General features: G+C 67.5%; 24 protein-coding genes and 1 tRNA gene. 13 read left to right on the top strand and 12 right to left on the bottom strand.

Annotation, left to right across the window (positions count from 1 at the left end; all coding sequences use genetic code 11):
• Positions 1 to 906 (bottom strand): sulfate adenylyltransferase subunit CysD, encoded by a 906-nt coding sequence (cysD, locus tag E0504_RS02865; protein WP_131621773.1) that lies wholly within the window; start codon positions 904 to 906, stop codon positions 1 to 3.
• A 170-nt stretch (positions 907 to 1,076) separates the two neighbouring features.
• Here cysD and E0504_RS02870 point away from each other — a divergent pair, with 170 nt between their 5' ends.
• A complete protein-coding gene (locus E0504_RS02870) occupies positions 1,077 to 2,849 on the top strand; it encodes a DEAD/DEAH box helicase (RefSeq protein WP_131621775.1) in 1,773 nt (590 codons plus the stop codon).
• A 100-nt stretch (positions 2,850 to 2,949) separates the two neighbouring features.
• Complete coding sequence (locus E0504_RS02875; RefSeq protein ID WP_131621777.1) at positions 2,950 to 4,512, top strand: MDR family MFS transporter; 1,563 nt, start codon at positions 2,950 to 2,952, stop codon at positions 4,510 to 4,512.
• Positions 4,513 to 4,551: 39 nt separating this feature from the next.
• On the opposite strand, the gene E0504_RS02880 is transcribed toward E0504_RS02875, so the two are convergent.
• The 3 genes from E0504_RS02880 to E0504_RS02890 form a co-directional block, all read right to left on the bottom strand.
• The gene (locus tag E0504_RS02880; protein ID WP_131621779.1) at positions 4,552 to 5,757 is read right to left on the bottom strand and encodes an acyl-CoA dehydrogenase family protein; all 1,206 of its coding nucleotides are present in this window, start codon (positions 5,755 to 5,757) and stop codon (positions 4,552 to 4,554) included.
• Positions 5,758 to 5,766: 9 nt separating this feature from the next.
• Positions 5,767 to 6,864 (bottom strand): acyl-CoA dehydrogenase family protein, encoded by a 1,098-nt coding sequence (locus tag E0504_RS02885; RefSeq protein WP_131621781.1) that lies wholly within the window; start codon positions 6,862 to 6,864, stop codon positions 5,767 to 5,769.
• A 217-nt stretch (positions 6,865 to 7,081) separates the two neighbouring features.
• Positions 7,082 to 7,174: transfer RNA gene (locus tag E0504_RS02890), tRNA-Ser, on the bottom strand.
• Between the two features lie 184 nt (positions 7,175 to 7,358).
• On the opposite strand from E0504_RS02890, the gene E0504_RS02895 reads away from it, so the two are divergent.
• The 3 genes from E0504_RS02895 to E0504_RS02905 all read left to right on the top strand — a co-directional run bounded on the left by E0504_RS02895 (position 7,359) and on the right by E0504_RS02905 (position 9,980).
• Entirely contained in the window at positions 7,359 to 8,171 is an 813-nt protein-coding gene (locus E0504_RS02895; protein WP_131621783.1) for a DUF1134 domain-containing protein, read from the top strand.
• Between the two features lie 89 nt (positions 8,172 to 8,260).
• Positions 8,261 to 9,439: an aromatic amino acid transaminase gene (locus E0504_RS02900; protein ID WP_131621940.1), complete on the top strand. Its 1,179-nt coding sequence runs from the start codon at positions 8,261 to 8,263 to the stop codon at positions 9,437 to 9,439.
• Positions 9,426 to 9,980, top strand: a complete 555-nt coding sequence (locus E0504_RS02905; RefSeq protein WP_131621942.1) for a GNAT family N-acetyltransferase — start codon at positions 9,426 to 9,428, stop codon at positions 9,978 to 9,980. Before E0504_RS02900 ends, E0504_RS02905 begins: the two co-directional genes overlap by 14 nt.
• Positions 9,981 to 10,054: 74 nt before the next feature.
• On the opposite strand, the gene E0504_RS02910 is transcribed toward E0504_RS02905, so the two are convergent.
• The 4 genes from E0504_RS02910 to secB form a co-directional block, all read right to left on the bottom strand.
• The gene (locus E0504_RS02910; protein ID WP_131621785.1) at positions 10,055 to 10,756 is read right to left on the bottom strand and encodes a DUF4136 domain-containing protein; all 702 of its coding nucleotides are present in this window, start codon (positions 10,754 to 10,756) and stop codon (positions 10,055 to 10,057) included.
• Positions 10,757 to 10,911: 155 nt separating this feature from the next.
• Complete coding sequence (gene trpS / locus E0504_RS02915) at positions 10,912 to 11,913, bottom strand: tryptophan--tRNA ligase (RefSeq protein WP_131621787.1); 1,002 nt, start codon at positions 11,911 to 11,913, stop codon at positions 10,912 to 10,914.
• Between the two features lie 3 nt (positions 11,914 to 11,916).
• Positions 11,917 to 13,512: a murein biosynthesis integral membrane protein MurJ gene (murJ, locus tag E0504_RS02920; protein ID WP_131621789.1), complete on the bottom strand. Its 1,596-nt coding sequence runs from the start codon at positions 13,510 to 13,512 to the stop codon at positions 11,917 to 11,919.
• Between the two features lie 47 nt (positions 13,513 to 13,559).
• Positions 13,560 to 14,096 carry a protein-export chaperone SecB gene (gene secB, locus E0504_RS02925; protein WP_131621791.1) on the bottom strand — a complete coding sequence of 179 codons (537 nt, stop codon included), beginning with the start codon at positions 14,094 to 14,096 and terminating at the stop codon, positions 13,560 to 13,562.
• 215 nt (positions 14,097 to 14,311) lie between these two features.
• Between secB and E0504_RS02930 the strand changes: the two genes are divergently transcribed.
• From E0504_RS02930 to E0504_RS02940, 3 genes are read left to right on the top strand one after another with little or no spacing between them, the layout of a single operon-like run.
• Positions 14,312 to 14,965 carry a Tim44/TimA family putative adaptor protein gene (locus E0504_RS02930; RefSeq protein WP_131621793.1) on the top strand — a complete coding sequence of 218 codons (654 nt, stop codon included), beginning with the start codon at positions 14,312 to 14,314 and terminating at the stop codon, positions 14,963 to 14,965.
• A 23-nt stretch (positions 14,966 to 14,988) separates the two neighbouring features.
• Positions 14,989 to 16,164, top strand: coding sequence for a murein transglycosylase A (locus tag E0504_RS02935; RefSeq protein ID WP_131621795.1), 1,176 nt, complete (start codon positions 14,989 to 14,991; stop codon positions 16,162 to 16,164).
• Positions 16,161 to 16,715 (top strand): Smr/MutS family protein, encoded by a 555-nt coding sequence (locus E0504_RS02940; protein ID WP_131621797.1) that lies wholly within the window; start codon positions 16,161 to 16,163, stop codon positions 16,713 to 16,715. The genes E0504_RS02935 and E0504_RS02940 overlap by 4 nt, the downstream gene beginning before the upstream one ends.
• An 83-nt stretch (positions 16,716 to 16,798) precedes the next feature.
• Here the strand turns inward: E0504_RS02940 and katG are convergent, their stop codons facing one another.
• The 3 genes from katG to ahpC form a co-directional block, all read right to left on the bottom strand.
• Positions 16,799 to 19,015 (bottom strand): catalase/peroxidase HPI, encoded by a 2,217-nt coding sequence (gene katG, locus E0504_RS02945; RefSeq protein WP_131621799.1) that lies wholly within the window; start codon positions 19,013 to 19,015, stop codon positions 16,799 to 16,801.
• Positions 19,016 to 19,135: 120 nt separating this feature from the next.
• Entirely contained in the window at positions 19,136 to 20,716 is a 1,581-nt protein-coding gene (gene ahpF, locus E0504_RS02950; RefSeq protein ID WP_131621801.1) for an alkyl hydroperoxide reductase subunit F, read from the bottom strand.
• Positions 20,717 to 20,868: 152 nt separating this feature from the next.
• Positions 20,869 to 21,435, bottom strand: coding sequence for an alkyl hydroperoxide reductase subunit C (ahpC, locus tag E0504_RS02955; protein WP_131621803.1), 567 nt, complete (start codon positions 21,433 to 21,435; stop codon positions 20,869 to 20,871).
• A 255-nt stretch (positions 21,436 to 21,690) separates the two neighbouring features.
• Here ahpC and E0504_RS02960 point away from each other — a divergent pair, with 255 nt between their 5' ends.
• Together E0504_RS02960 and E0504_RS02965 are read left to right on the top strand one after the other, a co-directional pair.
• Positions 21,691 to 22,029 carry a PilZ domain-containing protein gene (locus tag E0504_RS02960; protein ID WP_131621805.1) on the top strand — a complete coding sequence of 113 codons (339 nt, stop codon included), beginning with the start codon at positions 21,691 to 21,693 and terminating at the stop codon, positions 22,027 to 22,029.
• Positions 22,030 to 22,082: 53 nt separating this feature from the next.
• Positions 22,083 to 22,502 (top strand): PilZ domain-containing protein, encoded by a 420-nt coding sequence (locus E0504_RS02965; protein WP_131621807.1) that lies wholly within the window; start codon positions 22,083 to 22,085, stop codon positions 22,500 to 22,502.
• Between the two features lie 32 nt (positions 22,503 to 22,534).
• Here E0504_RS02965 and aroC read toward each other — a convergent pair whose 3' ends face one another.
• Complete coding sequence (aroC, locus tag E0504_RS02970) at positions 22,535 to 23,602, bottom strand: chorismate synthase (protein ID WP_131621809.1); 1,068 nt, start codon at positions 23,600 to 23,602, stop codon at positions 22,535 to 22,537.
• A 271-nt stretch (positions 23,603 to 23,873) separates the two neighbouring features.
• Between aroC and ruvA the strand changes: the two genes are divergently transcribed.
• From ruvA to ruvB, 3 genes are read left to right on the top strand one after another with little or no spacing between them, the layout of a single operon-like run.
• On the top strand, positions 23,874 to 24,470 hold the full coding sequence (gene ruvA, locus E0504_RS02975) for a Holliday junction branch migration protein RuvA (protein WP_131621944.1): 597 nt from the start codon (positions 23,874 to 23,876) through the stop codon (positions 24,468 to 24,470).
• Complete coding sequence (locus E0504_RS02980; RefSeq protein WP_131621811.1) at positions 24,467 to 24,883, top strand: DoxX family protein; 417 nt, start codon at positions 24,467 to 24,469, stop codon at positions 24,881 to 24,883. The genes ruvA and E0504_RS02980 overlap by 4 nt, the downstream gene beginning before the upstream one ends.
• On the top strand, positions 24,880 to 25,926 hold the full coding sequence (ruvB, locus tag E0504_RS02985; protein WP_131621813.1) for a Holliday junction branch migration DNA helicase RuvB: 1,047 nt from the start codon (positions 24,880 to 24,882) through the stop codon (positions 25,924 to 25,926). The genes E0504_RS02980 and ruvB overlap by 4 nt, the downstream gene beginning before the upstream one ends.
• Positions 25,927 to 26,135 lie beyond the last annotated feature (209 nt).

The following is a 26,135-nucleotide window of genomic DNA, read 5'->3' on the forward strand; positions in this document are numbered from 1 at the left end:
TCAGAAGTATCCCTGCTGCTTCTTGACTTCCATGCCCGCGCCGCCGGCATCCTTGTCAATCGCGCGGCCCTGCCGTTCGGACGTAGTGGTGAGCAGCGTTTCCTGGATCACCTCGCTCAAGGTCGCCGCCTCGCTTTCGACCGCGCCGGTGAGCGGATAGCAGCCCAATGTGCGGAAGCGCACCGAGCGCATCGCCGGCGTCTCACCGTCGCGCAAGGGGAAGCGGTCGTCGTCGACCATCAGCAACATGCCGTCGCGCTCCACCGTGGGGCGCGGCGCGGCGAGATACAGCGGCACGATCTCGATGCCTTCCAGCTGGATGTACTGCCAGATGTCGAGCTCGGTCCAGTTGGAGATCGGGAACACGCGGATGCTCTCGCCCTTGTTCCGCCGCGCGTTGTAGAGGTTCCACAGCTCGGGCCGCTGGTTCTTGGGGTCCCAGCCGTGGCTGGCGGTGCGGAACGAGAACACGCGTTCCTTGGCGCGGCTTTTCTCCTCGTCGCGCCGCGCTCCGCCGAACGCCGCGTCGAAGCCATAATGGTCCAGCGCCTGCTTCAGGCCTTCGGTCTTCCACATGTCGGTGTGCAGGGGGCCGTGATCGAACGGGTTGATGCCGCGCTCGCGCGCCTCGGGGTTCTGCCACACCAGCAGTTCCATACCCGAATCCCGCGCCATGCGGTCGCGCAGGGCGTACATGTCCCTGAATTTCCAGGTGGTATCGACGTGAAGCAGCGGGAACGGCGGCGGCGCGGGGTAGAACGCCTTGCGCGCCAGGTGCAGCATCACCGCACTGTCCTTGCCCACCGAATACATCATCACCGGGCGCGTGGCTTCGGCCACGACCTCCCGCATGATATGGATTGCCTCCGCCTCGAGGCGCTGCAGGTGAGTGAGGGTCACGGTCATGGCGCTCCACTTGGGGAGGGCGGGGCAACGGGCAAGACAACAATGATAACGGGGTTGAAAGCTGGGTTGGGGTCCGCGCCCGCGCCGTTGCCGGCCGATGGCGAACAAATCATCCGCGCCGCGCCGCGCAGGGGTGTCGCGCGGGCGCATGTGCGCCTATGTAAGGCCCCATGCCCTTTCCCCAACTTCCGTCGGCGCTTGCCGAAGCCTTGGTCGCGCGCGGCTATGCCGAGCCCACCGCCGTACAGGCCGCCGTCCTGGAACCGCAAGCCGAAGGCCGCGATCTGGTGGTCTCCGCGCAGACCGGTTCGGGCAAGACCGTCGCTTTCGGACTGGCGCTGGCGGGTGAACTGCTGGAGCCGGATGGCGCTGCGCGGATGTCCGACCAGCCGCTCGCGCTGGTGATCGCGCCGACGCGCGAACTGGCGCTGCAGGTCGGGCGCGAACTCGTCTGGCTCTACGGCAAGTCCGGGGTGCGGATCGCCGCCTGCGTCGGCGGGATGGACCCGTCCAAGGAACGCCGGGCGCTGCGCGATGGACCCCAGATCGTGGTCGGCACGCCGGGCCGGCTGCGCGATCACCTGGAACGCGGGGCGCTCAACCTCGGCGCGCTCAAGGCCGTGGTGCTCGACGAAGCGGATGAGATGCTCGACATGGGCTTTCGCGAGGATCTGGAAGAAATCCTCGATGCCGCGCCGGAACAGCGGCGGACGCTGCTGTTCTCCGCCACCATGCCGACCCCGATCGTCAAGCTGGCGCAGCGGTACCAGAGCGACGCGTTGCGCATCTCGACCGTCGGTGACGATCGCGGCCATGGCGACATCACCTATCAGGCGGTCACCGTCAGCCCGGCAGAGATCGAACACGCGGTGGTCAACCTGCTGCGTTTCCATGAGGCGGAGACGGCGATGCTGTTCTGCGCCACGCGCGAAAACGTGCGCCACCTGCACGCGACCCTGCAGGAGCGCGGCTTCGCGGTCGTCGCGCTGTCGGGCGAACATTCGCAGAGCGAGCGGAACCACGCGCTTCAGGCGCTGCGCGACCGCCGAGCCCGCGTCTGCGTCGCCACCGACGTCGCCGCGCGCGGGATCGACCTGCCGACGCTGAGCCTGGTCGTCCATGTCGAGGTGCCGCGCGATGCGGAAACCCTGCAGCACCGGTCGGGCCGCACGGGCCGCGCGGGCAAGAAGGGCACCGCGGTCATCATCGTGCCGTACCCCCGCCGCCGGCGCGTCGAATCGATGTTGCGCGGGGCCAAGATCCAGGCCGACTGGATCAGCGCGCCGAGCGCGGAAGCCATCCGCCAGAACGATCGCGAACGCCTGCTGACCGCGCTGCTGGAGCCGGTCCAGGTCGACGAGGAGGACCGCGAGCTCGCGGCGCGCCTGCTGGCCGAGCGCAGCCCGGAAGAGATCGCCGCCGCGCTCGTCCGCGCCCATCGCGCCGCGATGCCGCAGCCCGAGGAACTGGCGGAGAACACCCCCGAAGGCCGCGAAGCGGACCGACAGCAGCGCCACCGCGAAGGGTTCGAGGACACCATCTGGTTCCGGATGAACATCGGCCGCCGGCAGAACGCCGATCCGCGCTGGATCCTGCCGCTGCTGTGTCGCCGCGGCCACATCACCCGCAACGAGATCGGCGCCATCCGCATCGGGGCGAACATCACGCACTTCCAGATCCCGCGTGCGATTGCCGGCAAGTTCGCCGCCGCGGTGGCGCGCACCGCCAATCCCGATGACGACGGCGAGGTCATGATCGAGCCATCGCCCGACACCCCGCGGGAGGCGGCACATCAGCAGCGCCAGCCGGGACCACGCGGCGCCGGGCGCGGTCCCGCGCCGCGAGGGGGAAACTACGCTCCGCGAGGAGACAAGCCCGCCCCGCGGGGGGACAAGAAGCCCTGGTCGAAGAAGCCGCACAAGACCGGCAAGCCAAAACCGTAACCGCCGTCTGCGCGAAGCTTTTTGCGTTTCGCGTTGAAACTGGTAGCTCGGCGCACACGCATGTGCGGGCACCCGTAACCGGCGGAGGAGTCGCGAACCCTTGACCACCGCCGCCAGCTCCGGCGCAAACGCAGTTCCGGCGGTGGACGCGGCCGACCAGCCGCGGCTGCATGCCGGCAACCAGCCACTGCTGCTGGTGGGGATCATGGCAGCCTCGCTGCTGCAGATCCTCGACACCACGATCGCCAACGTCGCCATCCCCCACATGCAGAGCAGCCTGGGCGCGACGGCCGACACGGTCACGTGGGTGCTGACGAGCTATATCATCGCCAGCGCGGTGGCGATGCCGATCACCGGCTGGTTGGCGGACAAGGTCGGCGGCCGCCGCCTGTTCATCTTCTCGGTGGTCGGCTTCATCGTCGCGTCCATGCTGTGCGGCATGGCGCAGAGCCTGGAGGAAATGGTCCTGTTCCGGGCCCTGCAGGGGGTGTGCGGCGCGTTCATCCCGCCGCTCAGTCAAAGCTTCATGCTCGATACCGCGCGCCCCAGCCGGTACCCGCAGGTGATGGCGATCTGGGGCATGGGGATCATGATCGGGCCGATCCTGGGTCCTATCCTGGGCGGCTGGCTGACGGAAAGCGCCAGCTGGCGGTGGGTGTTCTATGTCAATCTGCCGTTCGGCATCCTGGCGCTCGCGATCCTGCTCGCCGAACTGCCGCACCGCGAAGGATCGGCCCGCCGGTTCGACCTGTTCGGCTTTGCCATGCTCGGCCTGGCGCTGGCATCGCTGCAGTTGCTGCTGGACCGGGGCAACCAGCTCGACTGGTTCGATGCGGGAGAAATCTGGCTCTATGCGGGGCTGGCGCTCAGCGGGGCGTGGCTGGTCGTGATCCATCTCGCGACCGCGCGGCAGCCGCTGTTCGACCGGGCGCTGTTTGCCGACCGGAACTTCATCCTCGCGCTCAGCTTCATGATCGCGATCGGCGTCGTGCTGTTCGCCAACATGGCGCTGATGCCGCCGATGCTGCAGCACCTGTTCGGTTACAGCGTGATCGACACCGGGCTGGTGTTGATGCCGCGCGGGATCGGCGTGCTGATCTCGATGCAGCTGGCCGGGATGTTGATCCGGCGCGGAGCCGACGCGCGTTTCGTGGTCGCGGCGGGGTTTCTGATCGTATCCTTTTCCCAGTGGCAGATGGCCCACTGGTCACTGGCGACCGACGTCCGGCACTTCGTCACCTCGGGGCTGATCCAAGGCCTAGGGATGGGACTGGTGTTCATCCCGCTCAACGTCATCGCCTTCGCGACCTTGCCGGGCAGGCTGCGGACTGACGGGTCGAGCCTGCTCAACCTCGCGCGCTCGGTCGGCGCGTCGGTCGGCATCTCGGTGACGACGATCCTGCTGGCGGCCAACATCCAGCGCGGGCACGAGGAAATCGGCAGCCACGTCACCAGCGCCAGCCTCGCGGCGATGGACCTCGCGACCCTCGACCGCTTCCAAGGCGGCGCGGACGGGATCATGCGGATGCTCGACAACGAGGTGAACCGCCAGGCCGCGATGGTCGCCTATATCGACGATTTCTACCTGATGACCTGGCTCGCGCTCGCGGCGGTTCCGCTGGCCTTCGTCATGCGCCGCTCACGCCCCGCCGCCGCTCACTGACGAAGACCCGGCAAGCCCGGCTTTAGCGACACGCCGAGGCTAATCAGGCCGCCCGATCTGGTTGAACGGCACGTCCTTGTCGACCCGGATGTCTCCCGGCAGCCCGAGCACGCGCTCGGCGATGATGTTCTTCAGGATCTCGTCGGTGCCGCCCGCGATGCGCAGGCCCGCCGCGCCGAAATAGCTGCCCTGGAAGCGCGCCAGTTCGGGCACCTCATCCCCGCCGCTGACGAAGCCGGCGCTTTCGGCCAGGTCCATCGCGAAGCGGCCCATCTCCTGCATCGTCTGCGCCACCACGACCTTGGAAATCGAACTCTCCGGTCCCGGCGTGCGGCCGCTGGACAGCGCGCTCAGCGTGCGCATGCGCGTAAGCGCGATGCCCTGGTCAGCGATGTAGGCGCGCGCGATCCGTTCGCGGACGTGGCGCTGCTCGAGCGCGCTGCCCTCTCCCATGTCGATCGCCTTTGCCAGCGCGATCATCTCCTGCACCCCTGGCGCGCTGGAGGGCTTGCCGCCGACCGCCAGGCGCTCGTGCATCAATGTTGTCAGGCTGACTTTCCAGCCGTCGCCCACTTCGCCCAGCCGGTGGCTGTCGGGGATGCGCACGTCGGTGAAGAACACCTCGTTGAAGTCGCTCGACCCGCTCATCTGCTTGATCGGCCGGACCTCGACCCCGGGATCCTTCAGGTCGACGATGAACATCGTCAGCCCCTTGTGCTTGGGCACGGTGGGGTCGGTGCGGGTGATGATGATGCCGAAGTCCGACAGATGCGCGTTCGAGGTCCACACCTTCTGCCCGTTGATGACCCAGCCATCCCCGTCACGCTCGGCGCGGGTGCGGATTGCGGCGAGGTCGCTGCCGGCGGACGGTTCCGAGAACAACTGGCACCACACCTCCTCGCCGCGCATCGCCACGGGGACGTAGCGTTCGACGATCGCGGGGCTCAGCGCGTGGCTGAACACCGTCGGGATGCACATGCCAAGGCCGATGGCGTATAGCCCGGTCGGCGCGTCGTGCTTCGCCTCTTCCTGGTTGAAGATGATCTGCTCCATCGCCGGGCGCGCCTGTCCGCCGACCGCCGTGGGCCACGTGATGCCGACGTAGCCTGCATCATACTTGCGCTTCTGCCAGGCCTTGGCGGCGGCGGCGCTCCACGGCTGGCTCAGCGCATCGGAGTTGGCGGACAGCCACTCGCGCACTTTCGCCCGGTAAGCGGCTTCTTCGGGGGTATCCTTGAAGTCCATCTCGTCCTCCTAAGCCGCGATCATCGTGTTGCGCTGTTCCAGGCTGCGCACCAGCGCGTCCTCCCAGTGCGCCTTGCTGCCCAGCATGCCCGAAAGCAGCCGCGCGCGGCGGTAGTGGAACTGGCAGTCGCTTTCCCATGTGTAGCCGATGCCGCCGTGCAGCTGCACGTTCTCTTCAGCAGCGAAGCCGTATGCGTCCAGCGCCGCCACCCGCGCTGCGGCGGCAACGTGGGGCAATTCGGGCGCGCCGGTCGAAAGCGCCCAGGCGCCGTAGTAGGCGTGGCTGCGGGCAAGCTGGTTCTTGATGTACATGTCCGCCAGCCGGTGCTTGACCGCCTGATAGCCGGCGATCGGACGGCCGAACGCCGTGCGTTCGCGCGCATAATCGATCGCCATCTCCATCGCCGCCTCCGCGCCGCCAAGCCCTTCGAAAGCGAGCAGCACGGCTGCGGATTGCAGGAACTTCTCCAGCCCCTCGCGGCCGCCTTGGAGCGGCTCGGCCGGAGTATTGTCCAGCGTCACGGTCGCGGACCTGCGCACGAGGTCGACGGTATCGAGCGGCTCGACCACAAGCCCGGACGCGCCGCGCTCGACCAAGTGCAAGCCATCCTGCGCGGCCACGATCAGGAAGTAGGCCAGCATCGCGTCGGGAACGGGCCGCTTGACCCCGGACAAGGTCTTGTCCCGGACCGTGATCCGCGACTGCGCACCTGCCGGAAGCGTCCCCTCGGCCAGCGCGACCGCGCCGGTTGCGGAACCGTCGACGAGCCGGGGCAGCCAGGTCGCCTGCTGCGCCGGCGTGCCGCACGCCAGCAAAGCCTCGGTGGCGAGCAGAACCGACGATGTGAACGGCACCGGAGCAAGCGCCCGCCCGACCTCCTCGGCGAGGACGCACAGTTCGAGCACCGACAGGCCCAGCCCGCCATGCGTTTCGGGAATGCGCAAGCCGGTCCAGCCAAGATCGGTGATCTTGCGCCAGAGCTCCCGATCGATGCCGCTCTCGCTTTCCATCACGGCACGCGCATGGGCGGGGGCCGATTGCGCCGCGAGGAACTTGCGCGCCTCGCTGCGAAGCGCTTCGGCATCTTCGGAAAACTGGAAGTTCATGCTCTTCTCCCGACCCGCTCGCGCGGCCTCGTGCGCAGCACAAGTTCGCCATTCTACCGGGCGCGTCAATCTTTCAGTCGCCGGGATCGCGGCTCGCGATCTGGCGCCGAGGGATTGCCAGCACCGGACGGGCCGGAGCATCCACTACCGGGCCCACCGCGCACGGCGACCGAGCGCCGCATGTTATGGCGGGGTCAATTTGGATTGAAGGTCGAGGTGGCGGAGACGGAGGGATTCGAACCCTCGGTACCGGATTTACCAGTACGACGGTTTAGCAAACCGTTGGTTTCAGCCACTCACCCACGTCTCCGGATCGCAGCGGCGAGCGGGCCCTATAGCGAGGGGGTTGGGGGGCGGCAAGGGCTGGAAAGCACGGTTGAGCGACTCGTTTCGCCGCAAAACGGATTCGTCTCGCCGCGCATTCATTGCCGCTTCACCGGCCAGCGCCTCTCTTGCCGACTGGAATCCCGCGACGCGGGGGACGGAGGGACATCATGGGGACTTTCTCGCGCACCGCGCGCCGCGCCTGGACGGCAGCGCTGACCGCAGCGGCGCTGGCCGCGTCGCCGGCCGTGGCGCAGATCGAAACGGTCGATCCGAACGGCGGGATCGACGCCGATCTCGCCCAGCCGCAGCAGGCGCCGGGCGAATACCCGGGTGAGCCCGCGCCTTATGATGGCTCCACGACCTATACCGCGACGCCGCCGGAAGGCGTGCCTGTCGAAACGGCGGCGGACTGGGCTGATCCGGTGGTCACCAGCGGCGACCCCTCGGTTGCCGCCAGTCAGGCGGCAGGGCAGCCTGCGGTCGCGGCGGCGCAGGGAGATACGTACAAAAAGGACGATCTGATCGGCGCGGCCGAAGGCGTGTTCGGCAAAGGCGCCGAAGGTGTTGCGCGGATGATCGAGGATCTGCTCGCCAAGCAGGGTGAGCCCAACGCCTACATTGTCGGGCGCGAAGCCGGCGGCGCGTTCGTGGTCGGTGCGCGCTACGGTTCGGGCACGCTTTACCATAAGGTGGAAGGCCAGCGGCCGGTGTACTGGACGGGGCCCTCGATCGGGTTCGACGCGGGCGCCAACGCAGGCAACACCTTCGTGCTGGTCTACAACCTCTACGACACCGAGGAACTGTTCGAGCGCTATCCGGCGGGCGAGGGCGCGGCGTACGTGATCGGCGGCCTCAACGCGTCGTACATGCGCAAGGGCAACACGGTGCTCATCCCCATCCGCGTCGGCGCCGGGCTGCGGCTGGGCATCAACGCCGGGTACATGAAGTTTTCCAAGAAGCAGCGCTGGCTGCCGTTTTGACGCGCTAAACATTTTTTAGCGCCGCCTTGCAGGGGGTCGTGACCGGTTACCGGTTGCGGCCCCTTTCGCTTGCGGTAAACCGGCGCGCCATGCTGGAACGCCTCAACCCCGCCGCCCCCGACGCGCTGCTCGCGCTGATCAAGCTCTATGCGGCCGATCCGCGCGGGGACAAGATCGACCTCGGCGTGGGCGTGTACCGCACCGACGAGGGCGAGACGCCGGTATTCGCCGCCATCAAGGAGGCCGAGCGGCGGCTGGTCACGAGCCAGGCGTCCAAGTCCTACCTCGGACCGGAAGGCGACATGGGGTTTGTCGAGGGCCTGATGCCCTATGTCTTCGGCAAGGACGATCCCTCGATGGGCGGGCGGGTGCAGGGGATCCAGACCCCCGGCGGCACCGGCGCGGTGCGGATCGCGGTCGCGCTGGCCAAGGCTGCTGGCATCACCCGCGTCCATCTGGGCGTGCCGAGCTGGCCCAACCACGCGCAGATTTTGGCCGACCTTCCGCTCGAAATGGCGCCATTCGATCATGCGTGTGCCGATGGCACAGCCAACGCCGATGCCGTTCTGCAAGTGATCCGCGACGCGCGCGCGGGCGATGCGGTGCTGCTTCACGGTTGCTGCCACAATCCGACCGGGATCGATTACACGCCCGACCAGTGGCACGCGATCGCTGCGGCGCTGGCCGCGAGTGCGGCGCTGCCGATCATCGACCTAGCCTATCAGGGGCTCGGCTTCGGGATGGAGGAAGACGCGCACGGGCTGCGCGCCGTTCTGGCTGCCGTGCGCGAAGCGCTCGTCGCTTACAGCTGCGACAAGAACTTCGGCCTCTACCGCGACCGCGTGGGGGCATTCTACGCCGTCGCGCAGGATGGCAGCCAGCTACCGGCAATCATGTCAAACGCCGCCGGGCTCGCCCGGGCGAACTGGTCGATGCCGCCCGACCATGGCGCTGCGGCGGTGCGGCTGGTGCTGGAGGACGAGGCGCTGACCGCCCAGTGGCTGGACGAACTCGGCACCATGCGCTGCCGCATGCGCCAGGTGCGCGCCCGGTTGGCGGCGGCGGGCCGGGTCGGCACGCTCGACCTGACGGCACTCGGCAGCCAGAACGGATTGTTCTCGATGCTGCCGCTGGACAAGGACCGGATCGCGCGGCTGCGGAGCGACCACGCGATCTACATGGCCGGGTCGGGGCGGATCAACATCGCGGGCCTGACGCAAGGCAACCTCGACAAGTTCATCGGTGCGCTCGCCGATGTCGCCGGCTGAGCTCGACCGCCAGCCGACCTTGACCGGCGAGCGGCTGCTGCTGCAGCCGCTGCGCGCCGACGATTGGGATGCGCTCTATGCTGTCGCCGCCGATCCGCTGATCTGGGAGCAACATCCGGCGAGCGACCGGTGGCAGGAACCGGTGTTTCGCGCGTATTTCGAAGACGCGCTGGCGCAGGGCGGCGCGCTGGTGGTGATCGACCGGGCAAGCGGCGCGGTGATCGGCTCCTCACGCTTCCAGAACCTCGACCCGGTGGATGGCGGCTCGGTGGAGATCGGCTGGACCTTCCTCGCCCGGTCGCACTGGGGCGGTGCCTGCAACGCCGAACTGAAGCGGCTGATGCTGGCGCATGCGCTGGCCAGCGTGGAACGCGCGGTGTTCCGCGTGGGCGAGGGCAACCGGCGGTCGCGCGGCGCGATGGAGAAGATCGGCGGCCGCCTGACCGATCGGATCGACATCACCCAGCTGCCGGCTGGACCCGCGCGGCATGTGATCTACGAGATTGACCGCGCGGCCTTCGCTGCGGGTCCGCTGGCCTAGCGCAAACGAAAAGGCGGACCGCATCGCTGCGGCCCGCCCTTTTTGTGCTCGAAGTCTGTCGGAGGTCGTTCGGTTCAGCGCCGGCGCTGTGCCGCCTGATTCTCCGGCGCCACCGAGATGCGCACGGTCTCGCCGCTGCGGCCGGGGAAGTCGGTGAACAGCGCCTGCACCAGGTTCGGCACCAGATACGGCAGGCGGTTGGAGGTCGACACCGCTTCGGCCTTGCCTTCGAACAGACGCTCGCCGGTGGCGCGGCGGTCGATCTTCAGGTCGATGCCGCTGGTGTAGACGGTGTAGACGTCCAGCCCGTTGTCGAAGAACGGATCATGGAAGCCATAGCTCCACGGACGGGCAAAGTAGCCGCGGCCGTAGTAGCCCGGCCGGTAGAAGCCGCGATACCCGAAGCGGCTGTAGCCGTACCAGGGGCTATAGAACGGATCGACGAAGCCGCTCCGGCGCACGCGCTCGCGGCCGCGATCGACACCATAGTCGAACCGGACCAGCAGGTCGGCGCTCTGAACATCGTTCACTGGCGTATAGCCGAGCGCGGCCATCCGGTCGGCAACCTGATGGGCGTACTGCGAGAACTCGAGACCGCCAGCCAGCGCCGGATCGTCGGCCACGACGGTGAAGGTCTGGCCCTGCGGAGCGGGCAATGCACTTTGGAAGCGCTGCACGTTGGCGTTGAACGGGGTCGCACAAGCCGCCAGCGCGCCGAGTGCCAGCGGCACGGCGATCATCTTCAGCTTGCGACCCCAATTGGTCAGAATGGACATGGTGCGAACCCCTTTTTCCTGATGCAAACGAGCAGCTATCCAAGGCCCACCACCTCAGGCGCAAGCTGTCATCTATGCGGCAGGGTGTAAAGTAGGTGCGGTGAACCGAGATTGAACAGGCGGCTTAGCAAAAAGCAGGCCAGTCGTGGTGACGGCTAACGCACCAGGCCGAGTGCAGCGTACGCGGCATCGAGCGTCGGGCGGCCGATCTCACGGGCCTTTGCGCTGCCGCGGGCCAGGATCGCATCCAGTTCCTCCCGGTCGTCGAGCAGTTCGCGGAAGCGGGCAGAGATCGGCGCCAGCGTTTCCACCAACAGTTCTCCCAGCGCCGGCTTGAACGCGCCGAACCCCTGTCCGCCGAAGCGGGCCAGTACCTGCCCGGTGCTTTCGCCCGAGAGCGCGCCATAGATCGTCACCAGGTTCAGCGCTTCGGTCCGCCCTTCCAATCCTGCCGCCTCGGATGGCAGCGGCTCGGCGTCGGTTTTCGCTTTCCTGACCTTCTGCATGACCAGATCGGCATCATCGACCAGGTTGATCCGGCTCATGTCGGATGGATCGGACTTGCTCATCTTGGCGCTGCCGTCGCGCAGGCTCATGATCCGGGCCGCGCCGGGCGGGATGATCGGGTCGGGGGCGGTGAACGTCTCGCCGAAATCGTTGTTGAACTTCTGCGCGATGTCGCGGGCCAGCTCCAGGTGCTGCTTCTGGTCTTCACCCACCGGCACGTGAGTTGCCTGGTAGAGCAGCACGTCGGCGGCCTGAAGCACCGGATAGGCGAACAGCGCGACCGACTGGCCTTCACGGTTCTTGCCCGCCTTATCCTTCCACTGCGTCATCCGGTTGAGCCAACCCATGCGGGCGGTGCCGTTGAGCAGCCATTGGAGCTCCGCATGCGCGGGCACCTGCGCCTGGTTGAACAGGATCGAGCGGGCGGGGTCGATCCCGCAGGCGACCAGCGCCGCCGCCATTTCCAGCGTGGCGCGCTTCAACTCGGCCGGATCGTGGGCCATGCTGATCGCGTGCAGGTCAGCCAGGAAGAACAGCGCCTGGCTGCCTTGTGGAAGTTCGTCCTGCATCCGCACCCAGTTGCGGATCGCGCCCAGGTAGTTGCCGAGATGAAGGTTGCCGGTGGGCTGGATGCCGGAGACGACACGCATGGTTTATTCCGAAAGATCGACCGGTTGTGCGGGCCGCCGGCGCCGTAGCTGGGCGAGCAGGTCCTTGTCGAGCGCGCCGAGCACGAATGCGGCGGCGAAGAACACCGCGCCGCCGCCGGCGACCAGCGCCCCGAGCGACCAGACGCGCTCCAGCACGCTGCCGCCGTAGCGGTCGCCGAGTAATGGCATTAGCCACCATAGGAACGCGGCCATGACCGCAGTCGCCAGCAGCTGGCGCGCGATTTTGCCTGCCAGCTTGCCCGTCAATCGGAACCACCCCCGCATCTGCAGCACGATATAGAGCGTCAGCACGTTGAGCGTGGCGGTCACCGCCGTCGCTGCGGCGAGGCCGACGATGCCGTAACGCGGCACGACATAGAAATTGAGCGCGATGTTCACCGTCAGCGCCCCGGCGGCGACGAGCACCGGAGTGCGGGTATCCTCGCGGCTGAAGAACGCCGGCTGGAACACCTTGACCAGCACATACGCGGGCAAACCGCAGACCAGCGCCACGACGATATTGGCCATCACCGCGCCGTCGGCCAGGGTCATCTTGCCGCCGACAAAGAACGCGGTGACGAACGCCGGGGCGCAGATCGCCAGCGCGACCGCGGCGGGCAGGGTCAGCAGCGTCCCGATCTCCACCGCATTCCCCTGCAGGCGTTGCGCTTCTGCCTTGTTGTCCTGCTGGATGTGCCGCGCCAGCATCGGCAGGATCGCGGTGCCGAGCGCGATGCCGAAGATGCCCAGCGGCATCTGGTTCAGCCGGTCGGCCAGCTTCAGCAGCGTCAGCGAACCCTGCGGCAGCGAAGTGGCGAAGAACGTGTCGACCAGCTGGCTGATCTGGTAGATGCCGGCGCCAAAGGTGGCCGGCAGGATCAGCATCCCCAGCCGCTTGACTTCCGGCGTGAAGCGCGGGCGCCGGATCGCCAGCCGCACCCCCGCGCGCCTGGCCGACCAGCTCATGTAAGCGAGCTGGACCACACCCGACAGCGACAGCGAGATGGCCAGCGCCCAGGCAACCACGGAGTCGCTGCCGTCATCGCCGCGCAGGTACCAGCCGACCAGAATACCGCCGATCATCACGATGTTGAGGAACACCGGCGCAAAGGCACCCGGGCCGAAGCGGCTGCGCGCATTGAGCACGCCCGACAGCATTGCGACCAGGCTGACCAGCGCTAGGTAGGGAAAGGTCATCCGGCTGAGTTCGACCGACAACTCGAACTTGCCCGGCACCTCGCCGTATTCGCGCGCGAGCAGCCAGACGATCCCCGGCATCACGATCATGCAGACGGCGGAGAACGCCAGCAGCACCCAGACGAACACGCTCAGCACATCACCAGCGAACCGGTCCGCGCCTTCTTCCCCGCCGTCCCCGTGCAGCGCGCGCGAATACATCGGCACGAACGCGACGCTGAAGGCGCCTTCCGCGAACAGCCGCCGGAAGGTGTTGGGCAGGGTGAAGGCCAGCTGCCACGCGTCCGCCGCCAGCCCGGCGCCCAGCACGCGAGCGAGCAGCATGTCGCGCACGAAGCCGAACACGCGGCTGATTGCGGTCAGGCCGCCGATCGTGCCGACGCTGCGGACAAGGCTGGTCATGCGGGTCCGGTCAACTGAGGCTCAGCCGCCGGGGCGGGCGATTCGGGTCAGGCCTGGCCGACGGGCGGCTGCATGCCCCCTGCGGCGGCTTCTTCCTCGGCGCGGCGCTGGAGCTGCTGCATGTACAGGCCGTTGAAATCGACCGGATCGACCATCAGCGGCTGGAAGCCCAGGTCGCGGGTCGCGTCGGCGATTACCCGGCGGGCGAACGGGAACAGGATGCGCGGCGCTTCGGCGTACAGGAACGCGTGGGCGTGGTCCTCGGGCAGGTTGCGCAGCCCGATCAGGCCGCAATAGGCGAGTTCGATCAGGTACAGATCGCCTTCGTCGGTCTTGGCGGTAACCTTGATCTTCAGTTCGACCTCGTGAACTTCATCGTTCACCCGTTCGGCACCGATATTGAACTGCAGGTCGATGGCGGGCGCGCCCTGCCACTGGAAACACGCTGGCGCGTTGGGGTTTTCGACCGACAAGTCCTTGACGTACTGCGAGATGACGCCCGCCACCGGCTGGGTGTCCGCGCCGTTGCCGGTGGCATCGTTGTCGAGGTTGAGATCGGTCAGCACGTCGCCTTCGTCGGCCATGATATGCGGGTATCCTGCAGCGGTGAGCGCGGGACCTGCCCCGGCTCGATCGCTGGCGCGCCTAGCACCGGCGGCAGAGCATCGCAACGGCGCACCCGATTGGCGACTTCATGCGTTGTTCGTTTGCCATCGCGTCCTATCTAGGGCACGTTCAGATCCCACGCGGCAGACGGGTGTTGGCGTCCTGCCCGAGCAAGCGAAAGACGAGTTCGTCCGTGATAATCCAGATCGTCATCCTAGCGATGATTGCCGCGTTCCTTGGTTTGCGCCTCTATTCGGTGCTGGGGCGACGCGCTGAGCACGAGGAAGAGCCCGTGCCCACCCGCTTCGATGCCGTCGATACGCAGGCGCGCCCCACCGCGCCGCAGCTGCGTTCGGCCCAGCCGTTCCGTCCGGCCGCGATCGAAGGCGCGCTGCCGGCGGTCGAGGCCGGGGTGCGCGACATCGCTGCGGCCGACCGGACATTCGACCTCGGCACGTTTCTCGACGGGGCGAAGGGCGCATACGGCATGGTGCTGGAAGCGTTCTGGCAGGGTGACCGCGACACGCTGAAGCAGTTGTGCGACGATGACGTCTATGACGGGTTCGACGCGGCGATCACCGCCCGGGAGGCTGCCGGTGAGACGCTGGACAACCGGCTGGTCCGAATCGAAGATGCCAAGATCGACATGGCTGAACTGGTTGGCAAGACGGCGCGGGTAACCGTCCGATTCGTCGCCGACATCGCCGCAGTGACCCGCGACAAGGACGGGCATGTGGTTGCCGGTTCGCTCGACGACGCGATCGAGACGCGCGACCTGTGGACCTTCAAGCGCGACGTCCGAGAAGCCGATCCGCACTGGCTGGTCGACGAGACCGACGAGGGCTGAGAGCTTTTAACGAAGGAGCGGGCATGCGGGGAAAGCTGGCGGCAGTCGCCGCGCTGCTGACGATTGCGGTGGCCGGCTGCCGCATGGTGCCGCCCCCGGTCGATACCCCGCCGCTGCCAGCGCCGAGCAGCGCGATCAGCGCGGGTCTGCGCGCCGGTCCGTCCATCGCATCGCTGGGAATGCGGTCGGCCGACGCAGCGGGCGCGCTCGCCAGCTTCCGCGAAAGCTGTCCCAAGTTGCTAGCGCGCACCGATGCCAGCGGCCTCACCGCCGGATCGCAGTGGGAACCGGCTTGCACCGCCGTAAGCGGTTGGGGGCAGGGGGATGCCGGCGCATTCTTTGAACGGTATTTCGAAACCGCGCAGGTGGGCGCGGGTGAGGCTTTCGCCACCGGCTATTACGAACCTGACATCGCCGGCAGCCGCGTGCGCCTGCCGGGCTATGATGTACCCGTCTATGCCATGCCGCCCGAACTGGTGCGCGGCTGGCCGGAGGACATTGCGCCGAGCGAACGGACGGGCCGCGCGCCGCTGGGGCGGATGGATGCCTCCGGCAAGTTCGTGCCCTATTACGAACGCGCGGAGATCGTCGCGGGCGCGCTCGCCAATCGCGGGCTGGAAATCGCCTGGGCGCATGATCCGGTCGAATTCTTCTTCCTGCAGATCCAGGGATCGGGCCGGCTGGTGGCGCCCGACGGCTCGGTCATGCGCATCGGTTATGCCGGGCAGAACGGCCGCGAGTACGTCGGCCTTGGCGCGGTCATGCGCGAGCGGGGGCTGATCGGCCCCGGCACGCCGTATGCGACCTCGATGCAGGGCATCATGAGTTTTTTGCGCGCGCACCCCGCCGAAGGGGCGGCGCTGATGAACGAGAACAAGAGCTGGATCTTCTTCCAGGAACTGAAGGGCGATGCCCCGCTGGGCGCGCTCGGGGTGCCTGTGCGGCGCGAAAGCTCGGTCGCCGCCGATCCCGCCTATGTGCCGCTCGGCGCGCCGGTCTGGCTACAGATGGATCGGCCCGAGGCGAACGGCCTGTGGATCGCGCAGGACACCGGCGGCGCGATCAAGGGCGCCAATCGGTTCGACACGTTCTGGGGCGCAGGCGCCGATGCGCGTACGATCGCCGGCGGGATGAGCGCGCGCGGCAGGGCGCTGATCCTGCTGCCCAAGGGGACGGTCGCCCGGCTTACGACGCGGTGAAACCCCCGCGCGGCCTCACGGCGGAGGAGGCCGCCGCGTGGGCGCAGGTCGCCTCGACTGTGAAACCGCTGGTTCCGCGCAAGCCGGTTAGCGTGGATGCCGCAACGGCGGTGACCGCCGCAGCGCCGGCGGCCTCGCCTCCCGCTGGCAGACCGGCGTCACGCCGGCCCACGCCCGTCCCGCCGCCCGCGCCGCCGGCGCCATCGGGCCGTCTCGACGCGACTTGGGATCGCAAGCTGGCCCGCGGCACGCTCAGTCCCGACTACACGCTCGATCTTCATGGGCACACGCTCGATTCCGCGCACGGACGCTTGATCGACGGGGTGGCGCAGGCCCGCGCCATGGGCGCCCGGGTGGTGCTGCTGATCACCGGCAAGCCGCGCCCGGTCGAAGCAGCGGACCGGGGCGTTCGTCGCGGCGCCATTCGCGCCAAGGTGCTCGATTGGCTTGCCGCCAGTTCGCACGCGCCCGCCATCGCGTCGATCCGCGGCGCGCATATCCGTCACGGGGGCGAGGGCGCGCTGTACCTGGTACTCAAGAAAGGGCGGTGAGTCCCCGGCGCGGGTCGGTCGCCTGATACGAAAAAAGCCCCCGGCATCGCTGCCGGGGGCTCACTAGTACGTTTAGCCGCCGATCAGCGGTGGTATTTCGCGCACCGGATGTCGAACCGGTCGGCGTCCATCACCTTGGTCCAGGCCTTTACGAAATCGCGCACGAACTTCTCCTCGTGCCCATTTTCCGCGTAGACTTCGCCGACCGCGCGCAGTTCGGAGTTCGATCCGAAGATCAGGTCGGCGCGGGTGGCATGCCACTTCTCGCCGCCTTCCTTGCGATCGGTGGCGACGTATTCCTCGCCGTTCGATCCTTCGTGTTCGCTCCACACATTGGTCATGTCGTAGAGGTTGACGAAGAAATCGTTGGTGAGCTTGCCCGAACGCTTGGTGAAGTGGCCGTGGCCGCGTTCACCGTGGTTCGCGCCAAGCACGCGCAGGCCGCCGATCAGCACCACCATTTCGGGCACCGACAGGCCGAGCAGCGATGCGCGGTCGAGCATCATCTCCTCGGTCTTCACGCTCAGCTTCTTCTTGCCGACGTAGTTGCGGAAGGCGTCGGCCTCAGGCTCCATCACCGCGAAGCTGTCGCCATCGGTTTGCTCTTCCGTGGCGTCGCCGCGGCCGCCGGTGAACGGCACCGGCACGCTGACGCCGGTCCCCTCCATCGCCATTTCGAGCGCGACCACGCCGCCAAGCACGATCGCGTCTGCCAGCGACATCGAGCCGCGCAACCCGTCGAGCGTGCCCAGCACTTTGGTGAGCATCTCGGGTTCGTTGACATCCCAGTCCTTTTGCGGGGCGAAGCGGATGCGCGCCCCGTTGGCACCGCCACGGTGATCGGACTTGCGATAGGTGGAGGCGGAGGCCCAGGCGGTCTTGATCAGCTGGCTGACGGTCAACCCGCTGTCGCGGATCTTCGCCTTCACCGCCTGAACGTCGGCATCGGACGGAACGGTGCCGGCGGGGACGGGGTCCTGCCAGATCAGGTCCTCGGACGGTACTTCGGGCCCGAGGTAACGAATCTTGGGTCCCATGTCGCGGTGAGTCAGTTTGAACCACGCGCGCGCCCAGGCGTCCTTGAAGGCGGCGTGGTCGGCCCTGAACTTCTCGCTGATCGCGCGCAGCTCCGGGTCTTCGCGCAGCGCCATGTCGGCGGTGGTCATCATGGTGGGAACCTTTATGTTCGGGTTCCACGCAGCCGGCGCCATGTCCTCTTCGCGCTGGTTGATCGGCTGCCATTGTTGCGCGCCTGCGGGCGAGCGCACCAGTTCGTATTCGTAATCCAGCAGCAGGCGGAAGTAGTTCTCGCTCCATTCGGTGGGGGTGTTGACCCACGATCCCTCGATGCCGCTGGTCACGGTGTGCTCACCGATGCCGCCGTGCTCCTCGCCCGAAACCCAGCCGAAGCCTTGCGCGACGAGGTCGCCGCCCGCGGGGGCATGGCCCAGCGTCGAGGGATCGCCGTTGCCATGCGCCTTGCCGAAGGTGTGCCCACCGGCGGTCAGCGCCACGGTCTCCTCGTGGTTCATCGCCATCCGGCCGAACGTTTCCTTGATGTCGCGCGCGGACTGCAACGGATCGGGATTGCCGCCCGGTCCTTCGGGATTGACGTAGATCAGGCCCATCTGGATCGCGGCGAGCGGGCCTTCCAGCTCGTGCATCCCGTGTTCGGGGCTGATGCGGGTCTGCACGCCTTCGTTGACCCACTTGTCTTCGCTGCCCCAGTAGATGTCGCGTTCGGGCTCGAACACGTCAGCCCGCCCGCCGCCGAAGCCGAAGGTCGGCCCGCCCATGCTCTCGATGGCGACATTGCCGGCCAGGATGAACAGGTCGGCCCAGCTGATGTGCTTGCCGTACTTCTGCTTGATCGGCCAAAGCAGGCGGCGCGCCTTGTCGAGGTTGCCGTTGTCGGGCCAGGAATCGAGCGGAGCGAAGCGCTGCTGTCCGCTGTTCGCGCCGCCGCGCCCGTCAGCGGTGCGGTACGTGCCCGCCGCATGCCACGCCATGCGGATGAAGAACGGGCCGTAATGCCCGTAATCCGCCGGCCACCACGGCTGACTGTCGGTCATCAGCGCGGTAAGGTCCGCCTTCAGCGCGCCATAGTCGAGCGCGTTGAACGCCTCGGCATAATCGAAGTCCTCGCCCATCGGGTTCGATGGCCCGTTGGGATTGAGGATCTCGGTCGCCAGCATTTCCGGCCACCAATCCTTGTTGGTGCGCCCGAGCAGAGCGCGCACCCCGCCATCGCCCTGTCCCATCGGGCAGCCGCCCTCGATCGATCCGGTCTTGGCGTCCATGTTGGTTTCTCCTCTCGTGGTGCTTCGCGCACGTTAGAAGAAGAGGATGCCGTGGACGGGATCAACCGTCCAATCGATTAATTGGGACTTATTGAGTGATACACCCGATAAACCGACGGCCTAGGCCGCCTGGGCGAGCGGCTCGTTCCGGATCAGGTATTCGAACGCTGACAGCGCGGCCTTGGAGCCTTCGCCCATCGCCACCACGATCTGCTTGTACGGCACGGTGGTCGCGTCGCCAGCGGCGAAAATCCCAGGGAGGGAGGTGCGGCCTTCCTCGTCGGTGACGATCTCGCCGTGCTGCGAAAGCTTCAGGCCGCTGTCCTTCAGCCACTCGGTGTTGGGGACCAGACCGATCTGCACGAACACGCCTTCGAGCGCGATCTGCTGTTCTTCGCCGGTGCAACGGTTCTTCCACTTCAGACCCGACACCCGGGTGCCATCGCCCAGCACCTCGGTGGTCTGCGCGCTGGTCAGGATATCGACGTTGCCCATGCTCTGCAGCTTGGCCTGCAAGACCGCGTCGGCGCGCAGCTGGCTGTCGAATTCGATCAGCGTGACGTGCCCGACGATCTTGGCGAGGTCGATCGCCGCCTCCACGCCCGAATTGCCGCCACCGATCACCGCGATCCGCTTGCCCTTGAACAGCGGGCCATCGCAGTGCGGGCAATAGGCGACACCCTTGTTGCGGTACTCCGCCTCGCCCGGGACGCCGAGATTGCGCCAGCGGGCGCCGGTGGCCAGGATCAGGCTGCGCGCATGCAGCCGGCCGCCGCCTGCGAAGTGCACGGTGTGCAAGCCGCCGCTGTCCGCCGCCGGCTCAAGCCGCTCGGCCTCCGACAGGTTGATCAGCTCCACCGCATTCGCATCGACCTGCGCCTTGAGCTCACCGGCGAGCCTGGGCCCTTCGGTGTAAGCCGTGCCGGGCAGGTTCTCGATCCCGAGCGTGTCATTGAGCTGGCCGCCGAACCGCTCCGCGGCGATGCCGGTGGAGAAGCCCTTGCGCGCCGTATAGATCGCGGATGCGACCCCGGCGGGGCCGCCGCCGATCACCAGCACCTCGAACGGGGGCCTGGCGGACAGCTTTTCCGCCGCCGCAGCGGCCGCGCCGGTATCGAGCCGGGCAACGATCTCGGCCAGTTCCAGCTTGCCGTTCCAGAACGGCTCGCCGTTCAGGAAGGTCGCCGGGACGGCGAGCACGCCGCGCTCCTCGACCTCCGTCTGATACGCGCCGCCTTCGATCAGCGTGGCGGTCACGCGCGGGTTCTCGAACGCCATCAGCGCCAGCGCCTGCACCACGTCGGGGCAGTTGTGGCACGACAGCGAGAAATACATCTCGAAAGCGAAATCGCCCTCCAGATTGCGCACCTGTTCCAGCAGCTCCGGCGCGACCTTGGGCGGATGCCCGCCCGCCCACAGCAGCGCGAGCACCAGCGAGGTGAATTCGTGCCCCATCGGCAGCCCGGCAAAGCGGACCCACTTCGCCGGATCGCTCGCCCGGCGAATAAGGAAGCTGGGCCGGCGCGCGTCGTCGCCGTTGAAACTGGCGCTGACATCTTCGTGCAGCGCGGCGATCTCGGTCAGCAACTCGCGGGTCTGGGCGGACTTGGGCCCGTCATCCAGCGAGGCGACGAGCTCGATCGGCTCGCGCAGGTTGGCGAGGTAAGTCTTGAGCTGGGTCTGCATCGCGGTGTCGAGCATGAATGGTCCTGTATCTGGAAAGGGCAAAAGGCCCGGGGCGTGCTTCGAGGGTTGCCCCGGGCCTTCCAGCGGCCCGAGCTTGGACTCGGGCTCTTGAACCGCAGGCAGCGCTCCGAAAGGGGGAGGAAGCGCGCCCGCGGGAAGGGGTGTCGTTACAGCTTGCCGACAAGGTCCAGGCTGGGGGCGAGGGTCGCTTCACCCTCTTCCCACGCGGCCGGGCACACCTGGCCGGGGTTGTTGCGGACATACTGCGCGGCGCGGATCTTGCGGACCAGTTCGTTGGCGTTGCGGCCGACGCCTTCGCTGGTGATCTCGACCAGCTGGATCACGCCATCGGGGTCGACCACGAACGTCGCGCGGTCGGCCAGACCCTGGCCTTCGCGCAGCACGCCGAAGTTGTTCGACAGGACGTGGTTCTGGTCGCCCAGGAACGGGAAGGTCAGCTTGCCGATCTTGTCGCTGCTGTCGTGCCAGGCCTTGTGGCTGAAGTGCGTGTCGGTGCTGACGGCGAACACTTCGACGCCGAGCTTCTGGAGCATCGCGTAATGCTCGCCCAGGTCTTCCAGCTCGGTCGGGCATACGAACGTGAAGTCCGCGGGATAGAAGAAGAACACCGCCCACTTGCCGGCGACGTCGCCGTCGGTGACCTGGTAAAATTCCTGGCCCGCCTTGAACGCGGTTGCGGTGAACGGCTGAAGTTGGCTGCCGACGATACCCATTACGTGTTGTCTCCTGATTGAATGTGCTTGAAATTCCACGATGGGAGATAGGGTGTGTTGCAGTGCAACCAAGGCGATTGTTGCGATTGCGAAGATCGGGAAAATCGATCACCCGATACGGATTACCATCAATCGCCGCCCCCTGCGGCAGTCCGACTGAAACCAGCAATTAGGTCGCATTTCGCAACGTGATGTTAAGCAAGTCGGACCATTGAAGGAAAAAAAGGGGTCGCATCCCGGCAGCCACAGTGAGCCATGATGCCCAACACGACCTCCCTTGCCGATCGCCGCCGTGCGCTCCGCTATGACACCACCATCAAGGCCGTGATCCGGACGAGCCAGGGCGCCCGCCACGCGGTCGTCCTCTACGATCTGTCCGAAGGGGGATGCGCGCTGACCGCCAGCGGCCACCCGCTGGCGCCGGGCGTTTCGTACGGACTCAAGATCAACGGCCTGGAAACGCTGGGCTCGGTGGCCGCCTGGGCCAACGGGCAGAGCGCGGGGCTGGAGTTTCAACACGCGTTGCACCCGGCGGTCGCCGACCATCTGGTGCGTTTGCATCCCCCGGTCGAAGAGGAACCGGACCATGCCTGATCGGCGCGCGGACGCGTCTTCCGTGCCCGATACCTTGGAGGAGCGCTGAAGACATGGAGCGCCGAGCCAGTCCGCGCCGCACGGTCAACCTGTCGGTGGTCTGCCGCGTGCCCGCATCGCCGCATTCCGCCCGAATCCTCGACGTGTCGCAGTCCGGTTGCCGCCTCGCCCTGTCGCAAGGGCATGTGCTGCTCGGTTCGACGGTGCACGTCACGTTGACCAACGCGCTTCAGATCAGCGGCACGGTGACCTGGTCGCACGGCGCGGAAGTGGGCGTTCGGTTCCACCGCCGGCTGTCGGACCGGCAAGCGATCGACCTGGGTATCATGGACGGTCCGCCGACCCCTGAAGAGAAGACCGACACCGTGTACATCGCCCCCGGCGGAGGGTTGCACCACTGGGTGCGCCGGGTCATGGGCTGGAAATCGACCCATGCGGGACCGCCTGGCGACCAGCCCCCGACTGCCCAATAATCTCTTTAAAGGTGTGCTCGGGAGCGCACCAATCAGCCGCACTGGGTGCGGTGCAGCAGTTTGTGGTCCGCCAGAACGAGCGCCATCATCGCCGCCACCACCGGGGTGCCGCGAATACCGACACAGGGATCGTGCCGGCCGCGGGTCGCGATTTCGGCTGCGTTTCCGTCGCGATCGATCGTCTCCACCGGGGTCAGGATCGAGCTGGTCGGCTTGAATGCGACCCGCACGACCACCGGCTGGCCGGTGGAGATGCCGCCGGCGATGCCGCCCGCGTGATTGGCCGCGAACTGGAGGCCGTTCTCGCTCGGCCGCATCGGGTCCGCATTTTGCTCGCCCGTCAGTCGCGCAGCGGCGAACCCGTCGCCGATCTCGACTGCCTTGACCGCGTTGATGCCCATCATCGCGGCGGCCAGATCGGCGTCCAGCTTGGCATAGATCGGAGCGCCCCAGCCGGCGGGGAGACCGTACGCGACACATTCGACCACCGCGCCCAGCGACGATCCGGCGAGGCGGGCCCGGTCGACCAGGCCGGCCCACCGCTTGGCCGCGGCGGCGTCGGGCGACCAGAACGGGTTGGCGCCGATCTGCGCCGCGTCGAAGGCGCCGCGATCGATCGGGTCGCCGCCGATCTCGACCACATAGGCTTCGATCCGCACTTCGGGGATGACCAGCCGCGCGATCGCGCCCGCCGCGACCCGCGCGGCGGTCTCGCGCGCCGAGGAGCGCCCGCCGCCGCGATAGTCGCGCAAGCCGTACTTGGCGTCGTAGGCGTAATCGGCGTGGCCCGGACGATAGGCCTTGGCGACGTCCGAATAGTCCTTCGACCGCTGGTCGACGTTCTCGATCATCAGGCTGATCGGGGTGCCGGTGGTCCGGCCCTCGAAGGTACCTGACAGGATGCGCACCGCGTCCGGCTCCTGCCGCTGCGTGGTGAACTTGTTCTGCCCCGGCCGGCGCGCATCGAGGAACGGCTGGATGTCTTCCTCGCTCAGCGACAGGCCGGGCGGACAGCCATCGAGGAGCGCGCCCAGCGCCGGCCCGTGGCTCTCCCCCCAAGTGGTCATCCGCAGCACGCGCCCGAAAGTGTTCCAGCTCATGACCGCTGCATAACCCACCTGCCGCCGGTGTCGAGCGCGGGCGGAACGCGCTTTGCTAGGGGCAGCCCACATTTTCCTACATGCGCGCGATCTGCCAAGACGGCGACATGGCCGTCCGCAATGCCTCCCCTGTCCGGCAACTCATGGCTTCGCCCGATCCGGATTTTCTTCGCCTGAACAGTGTGACACGTGTGACAGATCGCCGACGCGCGCGGTGGACGACACGCGCGCGGCGCTGGTCAAACGGCCGCGCGTCGGCCAAGAACAAAGCATGATTGCCAAGCTGAAGGGCCTGCTTGATGAAACCGGCGCCGACTGGGCGGTGATCGACGTCGCGGGCGTCGGCTACCTCGTCCACTGTTCGAGCAAGACCCTTGCCGCGCTGGGCGAGGCGGGGGAGGGCTGCACGCTGTTCACCGATCTGCAGGTGAGCGAGAACGACATGCGGCTGCTCGGCTTCGCCACCGCGGGGGAGCGCGACTGGTTCCGCCTGCTGACCCAGGTGCAGGGGGTGGGCAGCAAGGTGGCGCTCGCGATCCTCTCGGCGCTGAGCACGGAGGACGTGCAACGCGCCTGTTCGGCGGGAGACGCCGCCACCATCGCGCGGGCGCAGGGCGTCGGGCCGAAGCTCGCCAGCCGCATCGTCAATGAACTGGCCGACAAGGCGGGCGCGTTGCCGACCGCACCCGGCGGGGCGACGATGCTGCCCAAGGGCGGGGCGAGCGCGGATGCGGTCAGCGCCTTGCAGAACCTCGGCTTCAAGCCCGCCGTCGCCGCCGCCGCCGTGGCCCGCGCGATCGACGAGCTGGGAGAAAGCGCGGGCGAAGGGGACCTGATCCGCGTGGCATTGCGAAAGGCCGCGGGATGAACCTGAAGCTCAACAACCTGGCCCGGTACAGCGACCTTACGCTGTTCGCCTTGCGCGCGCTGACGGGGGCATTCCTGATTCACGAAACGTGGGACAACGTAAGCAGCGCCGCGCGGATGACCGAGTTCGTCGAGTTCCTCGGCCAGTTCGGGTTTCCGGCGCCGGCGCTGCTGGCGCCGTTGTCGGTCGCGATCCAGTTCGGATGCGGGATCCTGCTGGTCGGGGGGCTGCTGACCCGTGTGGCGGGCCTGCTGATCGCCGTTAACTTCGTGGTCGCGGTGCTGATGGTGCACTGGGATGAGGCATTTCGCGGATGGTGGCCGGCGATCGTGCTGGTGTTCCTGGGGCTGCATTTCGCTGCGGCAGGCTCCGGCAGGTTCGGGCTCGATGGTTTGTTCGGGAAGCGCCGTTGACCGACGAAGAGCGCCTGACCGCACCTGCCCGGTTGCCCGATGACCCCGACGCGGCGCTGCGCCCGAAGTCGCTTGGCGAATTCGTCGGGCAGGAAGCGGCGCGGGAGAACTTGCGCGTGTTCGTCGATGCCGCGCGCGGCCGGGGCGAGGCGCTCGACCATGTGCTGTTCTTCGGCCCCCCGGGCCTCGGCAAGACGACGCTGGCGCAGATCGTCGCCAAGGAACTCGGTGTGGGCTTCCGCGCCACCAGCGGCCCGGTCATCGGCAAGGCCGGCGATCTGGCAGCGCTGCTGACCAACCTCGAAGCGAACGACGTCCTGTTCATCGACGAAATCCACCGCCTCAATCCGGTGGTGGAGGAAGTGCTCTACCCGGCGATGGAGGACCGCGCGCTCGACCTGATCATTGGCGAAGGTCCGTCGGCGCGGTCGGTCAGGATCGATCTGCCGCCGTTCACGCTGATCGGCGCCACCACGCGGCAGGGACTGCTGACGACGCCGCTGCGCGATCGGTTCGGTATCCCGGTGCGATTGAACTTCTACACGGTGGAGGAACTGGAACGGGTCGTGACTCGCGGCGCCCGGCTCCTGGGGCTGGCGCTCGATCCCGGCGGCGCGCGCGAGATCGCCCGCCGCAGCCGGGGCACTCCTCGGGTGGCCGGACGGCTGCTGCGACGGGTGCGGGATTTCGCGCACGTGGCGGGCGACGTCACGGTGACGGCGGCGATCGCGGACCAGGCGCTGACACGGCTGGAGATCGATCGGCTCGGCCTCGATGCGATGGACCGGCGCTATCTTCGCATGATCGCGGACATCTACAAAGGTGGGCCGGTGGGAGTCGAAACGCTCGCCGCCGGGCTCGCCGAGCCGCGCGACACCGTGGAAGAGGTGGTAGAGCCCTATCTAATCCAGCTGGGGCTGGTCGCGCGCACCGCGCGGGGCCGCTGCCTCAACGATGCCGGCTGGACCCATCTCGACCTGCGGCCGCCCGCCGGTTCGCAGACCGGGCTATTCGACGAAGGCGCCAACCCGCCAAAAAGTTAAGCGCGCCACCCCAAGCGGTGTCACTTTGGGACGGAAGCCGCCGTGCGCACCCTGCGGCACCCGAAAAGCGCGTCAGTCAGGCCATTATGATGGTTAACGCGATTGTCCGTTCCGGGCGCGTGACGTTTGCTCATGACACAGGGACGCATCCCCGTCGGACACGCCGACCCGGACCGGCCCGCTGAGGTAAACGAGAGACAAGCTCATGT

This window comes from Parafrankia sp. BMG5.11 (assembly GCF_004337455.1).